Genomic DNA, 12607 nt, shown 5'->3' with positions numbered 1-12607 from the left:
AAGGAGTTTTTATGGTTGATATTCAACCCCTTAGCAGGCTGAAGGAACAGGACATACTGGCGCTGAACGAAGCCCATGTGCGCGAAACCTCGCACCTTGAGCCTGCAGAGTATCAGGCCATGGTTGCTGGCGCCTTTTACGCGTGCGGCGTTGCACCTGCACAGGCCTTTCTGATCGCCTTTGACGAAACGGCAGACTACAAAAGCCCCAATTTCCTTTGGTTCCGCGATAGGTACCAAAGCTTTGCCTATATTGACCGGGTGATCACCGCAGAAAGCGCTCGCGGCCAGGGCCTTGCCCGCGCCCTATATAACGACCTGTTCGCCAAAGCGCGGGCTTTGGGCAAACCCTGTGTGACCTGCGAGGTTAATATCGACCCGCCCAACCCGGGCTCAGACGCGTTCCATGCCCGCATGGGCTTCTCGGAAGTAGGCACCGGCGTGCTCAAGAGCGGCAAGCTGGTGCGCTATATGGTCAAGCAGCTGGCTTAATCCCCTTCGGCAGGCGTACAGCGTGGGTCTGCCGCCTGTATCTGGGCGATCTGCTTCCTGGTGATCGGGATCGGCAGGCAACCATGTCCCTGTTCACAGATCATGTCCCACTGCGGGCGCGCACGTTCATGGCATTCCAGGCAATTGCCACCAAATTTATTCACGGCCTGATCCGTGCCGCGCACTTTGATCAGGCTGCCGTCGGCCGACACGTCCAGCTCGAAAAACTCCCAGTCTTTGGTGCGTGGGCTCCAGCCCTTCTCGCGCTTGACCATCACTTCTGTTGGTACCAATTGCACGACTGAGCCGGGTGGGTAAACACCACCTTTTTTGCTGTTGGCCACTTCAAGCGTGGCTTCAAGGTCCCCCAAAAGGTTATCGACAAAAAAGTGCCGTACCTTCTGCATGTCGTTCAGGCATTTGAAGCTGTCGCTCGTGATATCAACCTGTTCGGCCCATGCCGCTGTGGTTGCCATAAGGCCTGCAAGCGCGTATGCGCCCAGTTTCCTGATCATGATGCTTCCCCTTCCTTTGTATTCCCCTTTCTACGTGAAATAGGCCCGCGCAGATGGGCGGCAAGAAAATTTCCTTGCGGCGAGGCGCGCATCAAGGCATCACCAACAGGAAGCCATCAACAACGCCGGGATATCCGCCCATGAGCAAGAAAATCCAGCACCGCCTGTATGTGGAAGCCGCCCTCCCGGGCGACGGCATGCTGACGCTGGGGCCTGACCAATCCCACTATCTGGCGAATGTGATGCGGGCACGGGTTGGTGACGCGGTAGCTCTGTTCAATGGCAGCGACGGTGAATGGGCGTCTGAAATCGCGAGCGTCCAGAAAAAGGCCGTGACGCTCAGCCTGGGCGCCAAGCTCAAGGACCAGCGCAAGGAGCCGGACCTATGGCTTGCCTTCGCCCCCATCAAAAAAGCCCGGTTGGACTTCATGGCGCAAAAGGCCACCGAACTGGGTGTAAGCCATATGATCCCCATGCTGACGCGGCGCACCATTGTTGACCGGGTGAAAACAGACCGGTTACACGCCAATGCCGTTGAGGCGGCCGAACAGTGTGAAAGGCTGAATGTGCCCACGGTGGGCGAACCCATCAAGCTCGACAAACTGATCGCCGACTGGCCGATGGACCGCAAGATCATGTTCTGCGACGAAGACCTTTCCGGTACGCCCGCCCATGTGGCGCTTCAGGCAGCCCATGATAAATCAGACCCGGCACCCTGGGGCATTCTGATTGGGCCCGAAGGCGGGTTTGACGACCACGAGCGGGCGCTCATTCGCGCACACCCCAACACGGTAGTGGTTGCCCTGGGTCCGCGCGTATTGCGCGCCGACACAGCGGCTATGTCAGCTATCAGCCTGTGGCAATCTGCTCTAGGTGATTGGTGACCCAAAATCACGTGGTGGAAGAAAAATTTTTCACAGCACCCCATAACAAATCAGAAAATAGCAAACAATTTCTGACAATATATTGGTATATTGTACCTCATCAACAGCGCCATGCAGGTTACAGAGGTTATAACAATGCCAAAAGATGGAATTCCATCCCTTCAGTCACCGGTTGACATTGCCAGCCTGGTCAAGGAAGCCTGCACGGCTGTCACCTGCGCCGCAGCTAACTGCCATAAAGATGAAATTACCCGCCTGATGGAACGCGTGCTGCCACACATCAAGCTGGACGACTTTTCAGACACCCCGGTAAATGCCCGCGGCTACCGCCGCAAGGTCCTCTATTCCCATCCGTCCGGCTTTTTTTCGGTACTGCAGGTGGAGTGGCATCCTGGCGCAGAAACCCCTGTTCATGGTCACAACGCTTGGGGCTGTGTAGGCGTGGTATCCGGCGAAATCGGGTGTGAGACTTACGCGCAGTGCGACAAGGGCGAGAACGGCGTGCGGTCGACAGGGAAAATCACCGCCGGCAAGGGTGCCATCGCAACGGTTAATCCAAACCCTGAAGGTATTCACCGCCTGTTTAACCCAACCGACAAGGTGACAACAACCATCCATGTTTACGGCATGGACCTGTCGGACAATCCGTGCGCCATCAATGTACCATATGGCCCATCTGCTCACAGGAATTAGATTTTTTCACTTGAACGCATTCATCGGTGAAAAGCCTGTCATTCCCTGACTTTTTCGACCAACCGGTCAGCGATCCCAGCCCGCCAAATCTGTAACTAACGCGTGACCGGGGTTTACTTTTCTTGATTGCTGCTTATCTAGGCCCTACTTTTTCTAAGTACAAAAGTTCGGTCGAGGAACACCCCTTTTATGTCAAGCGCCATCATCGAGTCCAAAGCACAGCTTGTGTCATACCTGGAACAGGGCTCGAAGCCTGACAGGTCGAACTGGCGCATCGGGTCCGAACACGAGAAATTCGTTTTTCATCGCGACACTAAAGCCCCCCTTGCTTGGGAAGGCGAAAACGGTCGCCCCGGCATCAAGGATGTTTTGCAGGCGTTCGTCGACAACGGCTGGGAAGCTGTGGAAGAAGGCGGCAAACTGATTGCCGCGAAAAAGAACGGCGCATCCGTGACACTGGAGCCCGGCGGGCAGTTTGAGCTGTCCGGCGCACCGCTTGAAAATATCCACCAGACCTGCGACGAAACATCCAGCCACCTGCGCTGTACCCGCGAAATTGGCGAACGGCTGAACATCGGCTTCCTGGGCCTTGGCTTCCACCCAACCCTCAAGCGCGAAGAAGTGCCGATCATGCCGAAGGCGCGCTATGACATCATGCGCGCCTATATGCCCAAGAAGGGTAACCTGGGTCTGGACATGATGCTGCGCACCTGCACCGTACAGGTGAATCTGGATTTCGCCGATGAGGCCGACATGGTGGAAAAATTCCGCATCAGCCTCGCGCTGCAGCCGCTGGCGACCGCGCTGTTCGCCAACTCGCCCCTCACCGAAGGCAAGCCAAACGGCTTCAAAAGCTATCGCAGCCACATCTGGACCGACACAGACCCGGACCGCTGCGGCACCTTGCCATTCGTGTTCGAAGACGGCATGGGGTTCGAGCGCTGGGTCGATCATGTTCTGGACGTGCCGATGTATTTCGTGCGCCGCGGCGGCAAATATATTGACGCCTCAGGCCAAAGCTTCCGGGACTTCATGAAAGGCGAACTGCCTGCCCTCCCCGGCGAGCTGCCAACCATGACCGACTGGGAAGACCATATGACCACGCTTTTCCCGGAAGTGCGCCTAAAGACATTCCTTGAAATGCGCGGGGCAGACGGTGGCCCCTGGAACCGCCTGTGCGCCCTGCCCGCACTGTGGGTTGGCCTTCTGTATGACACTGAGGCACAAGCCGCCGCGCATGATCTGATCAAGCGCTGGAGCGCCGAAGATGTCGCCAAAATGCGCGCCGATGTGCCGCGTCGCGGCCTTGAAGCCCAAGATCCCAAAGGCGGCTGCTTCCGCGATTTGGGCGAAGAGGTTCTCAAGATCGCTGATCTGGGGCTCAAAAACCGGGCCCGCCTGTCCTCCAGCGGCGATACCGAACAGGGTTTCCTGAACTCACTGTGGGAAAGTGTCGAGACCGGCATGACCCCAGCTGACCAGATCCTGCACAAATACCATGGCACCTGGGGCGGTGTTGAGCCGCTGTTTGACCAGCTAAGCTATTGATACAAGGCTTGCGGTAAGCGCTTGCGCACCATGGTAACTGCAGAGAATCTCTTGGGCCTTAAAGCCAGCGCAGGAATTCGATCAGCCAGATGATCAAGAGAGTAATTCCGGCCAGCACCCCGCCCCACATCAGGGCGAGCGGGAAGCTGGCAGTACGCGACAAGCTGTTCTTGAAATAGCTGTCGCACTGCAGGCAGTGATACCAGCGCTCACCCCTGCTGGCCTTCAGCTTGATCCCCGGGATGATGGTGGGCACCGCGCCTTCAAAGGGGTGCACCCGCTCCGAACCGCAGTGACGACAGGCGAGTTCCTCGCCGTCTTCATCCATCCGCGTCGGCAGCTGGCAACGCGGCATGGTGGCCACTTTGTTGAGGACAGCGTCCACCCGCACCTTGTCGATTGCCCGCACCATCACGTCCGTGCGCAGGCCGATATTCATCGCGCTCATATTCTCGTTGGTGAGAAACACGTCAACGCCGTTGGCATTCAGCACCGACTTCAAAAGCTGGGCATCAGACGCCGACAGCCCGGTCCGGACCGGGATCAAACGGTTATGGTCCTCAAATACCTGCGTCATGGCATCAATCATTCAACCCGGTGTCGAACCCGTCGATCGACACCAGATTTTTCTCTTGCTGATAGGCGCGGATACCGTCTTCGCCCTTTCTTTCAGCGGATTTAACCAAAGTCTGACGTTCGGCCACCAGCTCCATTTCAGGCACGGCATAGCCACAGCTTGTCTGTGTGCTTTCCACATCCACCAGAATGATCTGGCGGGCGCCAGGCTGGTCTGGGAAGTTTGCCTTCAGGGCGCCGAACCCGTCATGGTGCGGCCTTACCACCCTGCCCCGGCCGTATATGCGGTAGATGAGCGCATTACGCGTGAAGCTGTTAAACATCAGCGTAATGCGGCCATCGTTTTTGATGTGGGCGGCTGTCTCATTGCCGCTTCCGGTCATATCCAGATAGCCACAAAGCTTTGGCGAGAGCACACGAAAACAATCCATGCCCTTGGGGCTCAGGTTGATCCGCCCCTCAGCGCAGGCCGACGCCGTGAAAAACATCGGCTGTGCCTCCACAAACGCTTTGTGCTTGTCAGTGATATGATCGAAAAAGTCCGCCATCAGATGCTCCAGTATTTGAGCGCAATCTGACCGAACATGACAAGAAGCACAAGGCCGCTAAGCGTGAAAGCCGTGAAACGGTGCATCACATTGTTGTAACTGGAATGAATGAGGGTGTGAACAAGGCGCAGAGCCACATAAGCCCAAGCCAGTTTCGCCGTCAGCCCATCGCCAAGACCGGTGATCATCGCGCCTAGGCACAGCACATAAAAAAGCACCGGCATTTCAAACAGGTGATTGTAGTTTTCCGCAGCATAACGGGCCTTCGGCGGCAGTTTTGCCAAATTCGCCTTGTCCTGCATCTGTTCCTTGGTTGGCTTCGCTGCCGCCATGGCAGGCAGACGCCGCCAATACAGGATAAGCCAAGCCACGAATGTAAGCGCCACCTGCGCAAGCACAGGCCCCAAAAGTGCATTGTCCATAATTCTCTCCCTCGATCTTTGTTGGTCTGCATCCAATAGGCCACAATTTGCGGAAAAATACCACGCCGCGGCCCGTGGTCATAAATATGAGATAATTCATCGGCATGAACAGTGCCAATCTGTGTATAGGGCCGGTGCCAATAATGAATTCATCTGAAAGAAACAAAGCGCGCATCAGACTACGTCTGCTCAAGTGGGTAGCATTACCCTTGGCTATTATCCTGCTGGTGCTCGGTTTCCTGACTCTGCCCTTGCCGCTTCCCACTGGCATTGTGCTGATTGCTCTTGGCTTCTCATTGGCCGCCTTCCACCCTGGCATGCGCCGCTGGATCAGGCGCACGCGCGGGCGCTATCCGGTCGCCAACAGCAAGATCCGCCTTATCACACCACGCCTTCCGGGCTTCATCCGCCGCGCCCTGCAGCGAACGGACAGCCGCGCACCCTGACTTCATTCATGAGGCCAGATCATCGATTTATGGCAAGTTGCGACTTGCCCAAGGAACAATTTCAGCTGTAGGTTTTCAGCTGCAAGGAGCGCCCGAGGATGATCACAACCCGCGACTATAGCCCCACTGACTGGCCCGATGTGGACCGCATCTACCGCGAAGGCATCAAGACAGGTCTCGCCACCTTCGAGACCAAGCCGAAGGCGCAGGCCGATTTTGAAGGCAAAAGCATCAAAAACAGCACGCTGGTTGCCACCGAAGACGACCATGTTCTGGGCTGGGCCGTCATGTGGCCGGTATCCGACCGCTGCGTCTATGGTGGCGTCGCGGAGGTCAGCGTTTATGTGGGAGAAGACGCGCGGGGCAAAGGCGTGGGAAAATTGTTGCTGAATGCGTTGATCACACGTTCCGAAGAACTGGGCTTTTGGACATTGCAGGCTGGCATTTTCCCTGAAAATGAAGCCTCAAGAGCGATCCACGAAGCCTGCGGATTCCGTGTTTTCGGCGTACGGGAACGTATCGGCCAGCTGCATGGTGTGTGGAAAGACAATATGCAGCTTGAGCGCCGCAGCAGCATCAATGGCATTGACTAAATCAAAAATTGCAGAGATGCAATTTCCTTGTGTTCTTGTTTTGTTCCTGTTATCATCTCCCAAATCCAGGATGGGGGATGACCATGAAACAACTGCTTGTACTCATACTTGTCTTTAGCCTTTTGTCGGGCTCGGCGCTGGCGGACGCGCCCTCAAAATCTTATGAAGACATGACAGTCGCAGAACTGAAGGCTGTCGATACAAAAACACTCAGCCGCGATGAAAGAAAACACCTGAAGAAGGTGCTTAAGGCCAAGAAAAAGGCAGAAAAGGCTCGCATCAAGGCTGAGAAAAGGCGCTTAAAGGCTGAGAGAAAGGCCGAAAAGGCCCGTATCAAGGCCGAGAAAAAGCGTGCGAAGGCTGAGGCCAAGCGGCTCAGGAAAGCCCGCAAGGCAGCGACAAAACAGCTGGCCCTCATTGAAACCGTTTATAAAAATTCCGGCATCTACCGCGACCCGGGCTACAGCAACCTGCGCATTCGCGGCGCCGACGCAAAAATCAGCACATCGGAAGCGATTTTCGCACTCAGCAGCAATGGCGGCCATGTGGGCTATTTCATCCGCACCTACTTCAACCCCCTTACAGGTGGCCTGAGCCCGCAGATTTATATGACCGTTAGTTTCTCTGACGTTGTAGACCAGGACATGCTGTACGAAAAAGGCATGACCGCCGAAGCTATGGCAAATCGGAACGGATGGTGGAAAAATTACCGCTGGGCAGCGCTCCGCAATGGTGCGGGCCGCAGGCTCACCCCGGTTGATCGATACAGCAATAATTCGCCCTATTATGCTTCCTTTTTTGAGGAATATATCATCCAACTGGCATTTGAAGACATCACAGCCGCCGTGAAGGCTGGCACGGCACTCCGTGTTGAAGTGAGTTCGCCCTCGCGCGGGGCTTACCCCTTCACCATTGCCGTGTCCTATGATTATCTGCTGGGGTACCTTATGCGCCTGTCGGAAGCTGATCAGCGTCTTGCCCATATGAAAGGCTGGGCAAACCCGCGCATCATGGCGCTTAAAGAAACGCTCGCCGAAGCCACGACAAGCACCACCCCCTAGACACTGTCTGGCTTTTCAACCACCAGAATGCGCGCCTCGCCCAAGGGGTGCGCAACGTGGGCGTCGCCCACGCCCGCGTGATAGATTTCGCCCACCTCCATCCGGGTGACCGTCACCTCGCCTGCAGCGTCTTTGGTGTGCATATCCACCACGCCGTCCAGCACCACGAAGACCTCTTCGCCTTCATTGACATGCCACTTGTAAGGCTGGTCGGTCCAGTGCAGGCGTACACTTGCGCCCTCCACAGTTGCCACATCCATGGCACCCCAGGCGCGGTCGGCAGTGAAATCTTTTGCTTTGATAAATGTCATGCTGTCGCCTCCATACTTTACGGCGACTATATCACCCCGGCGGCAGGCATGCCTGCCAGTTTGTTTACCAAACCTGCCAATCAGGCGGTCGATAGGCCGAGGTCCCGTTGCTGCTTTTTGGTCAGCTTGGCGGCGATGATGGCGTGGGCGTCAGCGATATAGGATTTTACATCATCGTCACTGAGCGTCTCGTCCGTTTGCACCTGCACCCATTTGGCGCGCGCCAGATAGGGCGCCGGCACCACGCCCGGCAATTCGCACAGCACCTGATAGCTGTGGTCAGCGCATTTGAAGCTGATGCAATCACGGTCCACCGGGCCCCAATGCGAGCAGATGGCGAAGATTTTCCCGCCCACCTTCCAGACACTTGAGTTGCCCCACTGCACCACGCTTGAGGTGGCTGTTAGAGACTTGCAGTAAGCGTCGAATTCATCGCGGTTCATTCAATCACCCGTTTTTCTCATTTAAAAGTGAGAAACTCCGATCAACAAAGCGCAGAAGCTTGACATACTCTGGGCCAAAAGCTCTCATAGATTTGTCATCCAAGACTTTGCTGATCTTCAATTCTTTTCTAATCGGCTGCAACACGGATGTGATCCGCCCTAGCTCCCAGACAATCGTCACAATCATGTTTAGTGTAGCAATTGAGATAGTAGATGGTTGTCCACGCAATCCAATTCCATAACTTTTAGACCGTCCCAAATTTGGGTAAAGCGAGATTACCCCTACCGTATGGTTTGGATGTTCAGCGATAGATAAAATGTCATCTGTGTCTTTTCGGAAATCATTCCAATATTGTTCCAAAAGATTGTCATCCGATCCCGTCAATTCATTGAATGCCAGAACTGCTAACTTCCTCAACTTTCCTTTTGCCATCCGAAGAAAATACAGTTCCTTTGATTCTTCAACGGAATCACAATTCACAAATTCAGCTGCAAATTTAGGAAACGCTGCAACCGCCCATGCGACATCTGTCTTCTCTCGAGCGGCTCTAATCAAGTTTCGAGCCTGCACATCGAAACCCATTGCCACCAATTCCGCGGCAGCTGTTAGATCTGTTGCAATGTTGGCACGAACACTAAGGCCCGCAGCTATATTAGGCGGGATAGGTTCCTTTTTCACTTCAGTATATACCTGCCCCCATAGGTGGTGCTCATAGCAAACGAACCCCAAACAATCTATGAAGTACGGAACGGCCTTTAAGTAAGCATAAAGATGCCTTGGGTAATCCGAACGCTTCAAGCCGCAAGCAAATTGAAAATCGGAGTCCCCCAACTCCATTTCAAGCAACACGTCTTGGAGGTCACCTACCCTCAAATACATGATCGCCCCCTAATATATCTTCTTGTGGCTTTTGGCCTTCTTGGTGCGGGTGCCGGGGCGGCCACCAGTGGCGCGGCCCTTGGGCTTGACGCGCGGATCGGATATCCCGAGCTCGCCCGCCTCCAGCTTGCGAATTTCATCGCGCAACCTGGCGGCCTCCTCAAACTCCAGGTTTTCGGCCGCTGTGCGCATCTTCGCCGTGAGGTCCTCCAGATGCTTCTTAAGGTTGGAGCCCACCAGATGGCCAGCATCGTCGCCGATATCCACGGTGACATAATCACCGGCTGAAACATCCGCCATCAGGTCGCCGATGTTTTTCTTCACTGTCTGCGGCGTGATGCCGTGCGCCTCGTTATAGGCCAGCTGTTTGGCGCGACGGCGGTCGGTCTCATCAATCGCGGCCTTCATCGACCGGGTAATCTTGTCAGCATACAGGATCACGCGGCCTTCCACGTTCCGGGCCGCCCGCCCGATGGTCTGCACCAAGGACCGCTCAGACCGCAGGAAACCTTCCTTGTCCGCGTCCAGGATGGCCACCAGCCCACATTCCGGGATATCTAGCCCCTCACGCAGCAGGTTAATGCCCACCAGCACGTCAAATGCCCCAAGCCGGAGGTCGCGGATAATCTCAATCCGCTCCAATGTGTCGATGTCCGAGTGCATGTAGCGTACCTTCACGCCGTTCTCGTGCAGATATTCCGTCAGGTCCTCGGCCATGCGCTTCGTGAGCGTGGTCACCAGCACGCGCATGCCCTTTTCGGCCTGCCTGCGGGCCTCATGCATCAGATCGTCAACTTGCGTTTCCACCGGGCGGATGTCGATTTCGGGGTCAATGAGGCCCGTGGGGCGAATGACCTGTTCGGTGAACACGCCGCCCGTGCGCTCCATCTCCCAGTCGCCTGGCGTTGCGGACACATAAACCGTCTGCGGGCGCATGGCGTCCCATTCCTCGAACTTCAGCGGGCGGTTGTCCATGCAGGAAGGCAGGCGGAAGCCATAATCCGCCAGCGTGGCCTTGCGCTTGGCGTCGCCCCGGCTCATGCCGCCAATCTGGCTGACGCTCACGTGACTTTCGTCCACGAACAGAAGCGCGTTTTCGGGGATATATTCAAACAGGGTCGGTGGCGGATCACCTGGACGGCGGCCCGTCAGGTACCGGCTGTAGTTTTCAATGCCCGCGCAGGCGCCCGTGGCCTCCATCATCTCAAGGTCGAAGCGCGTTCGCTGCTCCAGCCGCTGGCTTTCCAGAATCCGGCCCCGGTCTTCATACCACTTCAGCCTTTCCGTCAGCTCCGCCTTGATGTGCTTGATCGCCTGGTCCAGCGTCGGGCGCGGCGTCACATAGTGGCTGTTGGCGTATATCTTGACCATATCGAGCGCGCGGACTTTCTCGCCCGTCAGTGGGTCGAACTCCACGATCTCCTCAATCTCGTCACCGAACATCATCAGGCGCCAGGCCCGGTCTTCATAGTGGCTGGGGAAAATATCGATCACGTCGCCGCGCACGCGGAAGGTGCCGCGCTGAAAGGCAGTGTCGTTCCGCGTGTACTGCATGGCCACCAGGCGGCGCAGCAGCTCCCGCTGGTCCACTTCCGTGCCAGCCTTCAGCGCGAAAGTCATGGCTGTGTATGTCTCCACGCTGCCGATGCCGTAGATGCAGCTGACCGAGGCCACGATGATCACATCGTCGCGCTCCAGGATCGCCCGCGTGGCCGAATGGCGCATGCGGTCGATCTGCTCGTTAATGGTGGCTTCCTTCTCGACGAACGTGTCGGTGCGCGGAACGTAAGCTTCCGGCTGATAATAATCATAGTAGGAAACGAAATATTCCACTGCGTTATTGGGGAAGAAGCTCTTGAACTCGCCATACAGCTGGGCCGCCAGCGTCTTGTTGGGCGCAAGGATCAGCGCCGGACGCTGCGTTTCCTCAATGATTTTGGCCATGGTGTATGTCTTGCCCGAGCCAGTCACCCCCAGAAGCACCTGGTCACGCTCCTTGTCACCAATACCCGCCACCAATTCCTTGATGGCCGTCGGCTGGTCGCCGGAAGGCGTGAATTCGCTCACCAGTTCAAACGCGATCCCTGCCTCGGATTTCTCCGGGCGGTCGGGCCGGTGGGGAACGAAAGGCACATTGGCGCCGTCAGGAATCATGCATGGGCTCCGCATCAAAAGACTCAGGTCCAGGCAGACTGCCTTGTTCACGGTTTGTTTTCAAGCCCGCAGCTGCACAATTTCGTGACGACCGAATGTCTAATTTTTAACCATTGAGTATATTTTAATCATTATGCAAAGCATTCGATTGCAAATGAAACAGAAAATATCCCAGATTCCGGCGGTTTTATAAGATTATTTCAATTTGGCACAGGCTTTGCTGTTTAGGGGGGTGGATAGGAACAAAACACAGATTTTTTTATGGAGGAAACCATGCCCACCAAAACTTTAAAGCCTTCCAAAAAAGCCCTTCTTCTTGGAGCCTCACTGCTTGCAGGCGCGGCCATGGCCCCTGCAGCTTCCGCACAGGATAGCGCATCAGCCTTTTCGCTTTCCGCAAACGCCGCGCTCGTAACCGACTACCGCTTCCGCGGCCTGTCGCTTTCCGACAAGGACATGGCGTTTCAGGGCGGCTTTGACGTAAGCCACGAAAGCGGCTTCTACGTTGGCACCTGGGGCAGCTCGATCGAAAGCTATGCCGGGTCTGAGCTTGAGCTCGACATCTACGCCGGTTACGCATCGCAAATTGGTGACCTTTCCACCGACATTGGTGTCCTTGCCTATACTTACCCAGGTTCCAGCGACACATACTATGTAGAGCTTTACGGCTCCATCGGCGGCACCATTCAGGAAACAGTCAGCTGGACGGCGGGCGCAGCCTATGTCTGGGACCAGGACAATGTTGGCGGCACAGACAACATCTACCTTTATCTTGATGGCAGCATGCCGCTGGGTGAAACGCCATTCTCGCTTGCCGGCCACGTAGCCTATGAAGACGGCGCCTTCGGCAATGATAAGTGGGACTGGAACCTGGGTGTATCCTATGCCTTCGAACAGTATTCACTGTCTGTTTCATACGTTGACACCAACGTATCCGGCATCGGCAGCGCAGGCGTTGTCGCCATGCTGAGCGCAAGCTTCTAAGGAAACAAGGATCTTACCTTGTCCCTCGGAGGGCGGCTGGGCCCTACCAAACCACCCG

Annotated in this window: 16 protein-coding genes; 8 read left to right on the top strand and 8 right to left on the bottom strand. The window is 56.0% G+C overall.

The annotated features are described in order from the left end of the window. The first annotated feature begins 11 nt into the window (after positions 1-11). Positions 12-491, top strand: a complete 480-nt coding sequence (locus tag ACFO5Q_RS06145) for a GNAT family N-acetyltransferase (RefSeq protein WP_068152984.1) — start codon at positions 12-14, stop codon at positions 489-491. Here the strand turns inward: ACFO5Q_RS06145 and ACFO5Q_RS06140 are convergent. Continuing rightward, positions 488-1006, bottom strand: a complete 519-nt coding sequence (locus tag ACFO5Q_RS06140) for a hypothetical protein (protein ID WP_082720108.1) — start codon at positions 1004-1006, stop codon at positions 488-490. The genes ACFO5Q_RS06145 and ACFO5Q_RS06140 overlap by 4 nt on opposite strands. A 140-nt stretch (positions 1007-1146) precedes the next feature. Between ACFO5Q_RS06140 and ACFO5Q_RS06135 the strand changes: the two genes are divergently transcribed. The 3 genes from ACFO5Q_RS06135 to ACFO5Q_RS06125 all read left to right on the top strand — a co-directional run bounded on the left by ACFO5Q_RS06135 (position 1147) and on the right by ACFO5Q_RS06125 (position 4131). Then, complete coding sequence (locus ACFO5Q_RS06135) at positions 1147-1890, top strand: 16S rRNA (uracil(1498)-N(3))-methyltransferase (protein WP_068153493.1); 744 nt, start codon at positions 1147-1149, stop codon at positions 1888-1890. A gap of 135 nt (positions 1891-2025) precedes the next feature. Then, a complete protein-coding gene (locus ACFO5Q_RS06130; RefSeq protein WP_197421339.1) occupies positions 2026-2583 on the top strand; it encodes a cysteine dioxygenase in 558 nt (185 codons plus the stop codon). 189 nt (positions 2584-2772) lie between these two features. After that, positions 2773-4131 carry a glutamate--cysteine ligase gene (locus tag ACFO5Q_RS06125; protein ID WP_068152978.1) on the top strand — a complete coding sequence of 453 codons (1359 nt, stop codon included), beginning with the start codon at positions 2773-2775 and terminating at the stop codon, positions 4129-4131. A 58-nt stretch (positions 4132-4189) separates the two neighbouring features. Here ACFO5Q_RS06125 and ACFO5Q_RS06120 read toward each other — a convergent pair whose 3' ends face one another. From ACFO5Q_RS06120 to ACFO5Q_RS06110, 3 genes are read right to left on the bottom strand one after another with little or no spacing between them, the layout of a single operon-like run. Next, entirely contained in the window at positions 4190-4708 is a 519-nt protein-coding gene (locus ACFO5Q_RS06120) for a hypothetical protein (RefSeq protein ID WP_156432078.1), read from the bottom strand. Positions 4709-4712: 4 nt separating this feature from the next. Next, positions 4713-5255 carry a pyridoxamine 5'-phosphate oxidase family protein gene (locus ACFO5Q_RS06115; protein ID WP_068152974.1) on the bottom strand — a complete coding sequence of 181 codons (543 nt, stop codon included), beginning with the start codon at positions 5253-5255 and terminating at the stop codon, positions 4713-4715. Beyond that, a complete protein-coding gene (locus ACFO5Q_RS06110; protein WP_068152972.1) occupies positions 5255-5677 on the bottom strand; it encodes an MAPEG family protein in 423 nt (140 codons plus the stop codon). The genes ACFO5Q_RS06115 and ACFO5Q_RS06110 overlap by 1 nt, the downstream gene beginning before the upstream one ends. Positions 5678-5886: 209 nt before the next feature. On the opposite strand from ACFO5Q_RS06110, the gene ACFO5Q_RS06105 reads away from it, so the two are divergent. From ACFO5Q_RS06105 to ACFO5Q_RS06095, 3 genes are all read left to right on the top strand, one after another. Beyond that, a complete protein-coding gene (locus ACFO5Q_RS06105) occupies positions 5887-6123 on the top strand; it encodes a hypothetical protein (protein ID WP_068152969.1) in 237 nt (78 codons plus the stop codon). Between the two features lie 98 nt (positions 6124-6221). Next, positions 6222-6716 (top strand): GNAT family N-acetyltransferase, encoded by a 495-nt coding sequence (locus ACFO5Q_RS06100; protein ID WP_068152967.1) that lies wholly within the window; start codon positions 6222-6224, stop codon positions 6714-6716. An 83-nt stretch (positions 6717-6799) separates the two neighbouring features. Continuing rightward, complete coding sequence (locus ACFO5Q_RS06095) at positions 6800-7777, top strand: hypothetical protein (RefSeq protein WP_068152963.1); 978 nt, start codon at positions 6800-6802, stop codon at positions 7775-7777. Here ACFO5Q_RS06095 and ACFO5Q_RS06090 read toward each other — a convergent pair. From ACFO5Q_RS06090 to uvrB, 4 genes are all read right to left on the bottom strand, one after another. Then, positions 7774-8088 (bottom strand): cupin domain-containing protein, encoded by a 315-nt coding sequence (locus ACFO5Q_RS06090; protein ID WP_068152962.1) that lies wholly within the window; start codon positions 8086-8088, stop codon positions 7774-7776. The two genes, ACFO5Q_RS06095 and ACFO5Q_RS06090, sit on opposite strands and share 4 nt — an antisense overlap. Before the next feature lie 80 nt (positions 8089-8168). After that, positions 8169-8531, bottom strand: a complete 363-nt coding sequence (locus tag ACFO5Q_RS06085) for an MmcQ/YjbR family DNA-binding protein (RefSeq protein ID WP_068152959.1) — start codon at positions 8529-8531, stop codon at positions 8169-8171. Positions 8532-8535: 4 nt separating this feature from the next. Beyond that, positions 8536-9411: a hypothetical protein gene (locus tag ACFO5Q_RS06080; protein WP_068152956.1), complete on the bottom strand. Its 876-nt coding sequence runs from the start codon at positions 9409-9411 to the stop codon at positions 8536-8538. A 9-nt stretch (positions 9412-9420) separates the two neighbouring features. Further along, positions 9421-11580: an excinuclease ABC subunit UvrB gene (uvrB, locus tag ACFO5Q_RS06075; protein WP_156432089.1), complete on the bottom strand. Its 2160-nt coding sequence runs from the start codon at positions 11578-11580 to the stop codon at positions 9421-9423. Between the two features lie 258 nt (positions 11581-11838). Between uvrB and ACFO5Q_RS06070 the strand changes: the two genes are divergently transcribed. Continuing rightward, positions 11839-12549, top strand: coding sequence for a TorF family putative porin (locus tag ACFO5Q_RS06070; RefSeq protein ID WP_082720128.1), 711 nt, complete (start codon positions 11839-11841; stop codon positions 12547-12549). Positions 12550-12607: the final 58 nt, after the last annotated feature.

Origin of the sequence: Kordiimonas lipolytica (assembly GCF_042651265.1) — a bacterium.
GTDB lineage: Bacteria > Pseudomonadota > Alphaproteobacteria > Sphingomonadales > Kordiimonadaceae > Kordiimonas > Kordiimonas lipolytica.
The sequence above is the reverse complement of the archived record's forward strand: the minus strand, read 5'-3'. Positions and strand labels throughout refer to the sequence as shown.

Bases quoted from the DNA above. Each gene is read 5' to 3' on its own strand.
- ACFO5Q_RS06135 (WP_068153493.1), top strand. From the start codon at position 1,147: ATGAGCAAGAAAATCCAGCACCGCCTGTATGTGGAAGCCGCCCTCCCG.
- ACFO5Q_RS06125 (WP_068152978.1), top strand. From the start codon at position 2,773: ATGTCAAGCGCCATCATCGAGTCCAAAGCACAGCTTGTGTCATACCTG.
- uvrB (WP_156432089.1), bottom strand. From the start codon at position 11,580: ATGCGGAGCCCATGCATGATTCCTGACGGCGCCAATGTGCCTTTCGTT.
- ACFO5Q_RS06100 (WP_068152967.1), top strand. From the start codon at position 6,222: ATGATCACAACCCGCGACTATAGCCCCACTGACTGGCCCGATGTGGAC.
- ACFO5Q_RS06070 (WP_082720128.1), top strand. From the start codon at position 11,839: ATGCCCACCAAAACTTTAAAGCCTTCCAAAAAAGCCCTTCTTCTTGGA.
- ACFO5Q_RS06110 (WP_068152972.1), bottom strand. From the start codon at position 5,677: ATGGACAATGCACTTTTGGGGCCTGTGCTTGCGCAGGTGGCGCTTACA.
- ACFO5Q_RS06085 (WP_068152959.1), bottom strand. From the start codon at position 8,531: ATGAACCGCGATGAATTCGACGCTTACTGCAAGTCTCTAACAGCCACC.
- ACFO5Q_RS06120 (WP_156432078.1), bottom strand. From the start codon at position 4,708: ATGACGCAGGTATTTGAGGACCATAACCGTTTGATCCCGGTCCGGACC.
- ACFO5Q_RS06090 (WP_068152962.1), bottom strand. From the start codon at position 8,088: ATGACATTTATCAAAGCAAAAGATTTCACTGCCGACCGCGCCTGGGGT.
- ACFO5Q_RS06115 (WP_068152974.1), bottom strand. From the start codon at position 5,255: ATGGCGGACTTTTTCGATCATATCACTGACAAGCACAAAGCGTTTGTG.
- ACFO5Q_RS06080 (WP_068152956.1), bottom strand. From the start codon at position 9,411: ATGTATTTGAGGGTAGGTGACCTCCAAGACGTGTTGCTTGAAATGGAG.
- ACFO5Q_RS06140 (WP_082720108.1), bottom strand. From the start codon at position 1,006: ATGATCAGGAAACTGGGCGCATACGCGCTTGCAGGCCTTATGGCAACC.
- ACFO5Q_RS06145 (WP_068152984.1), top strand. From the start codon at position 12: ATGGTTGATATTCAACCCCTTAGCAGGCTGAAGGAACAGGACATACTG.
- ACFO5Q_RS06130 (WP_197421339.1), top strand. From the start codon at position 2,026: ATGCCAAAAGATGGAATTCCATCCCTTCAGTCACCGGTTGACATTGCC.
- ACFO5Q_RS06095 (WP_068152963.1), top strand. From the start codon at position 6,800: ATGAAACAACTGCTTGTACTCATACTTGTCTTTAGCCTTTTGTCGGGC.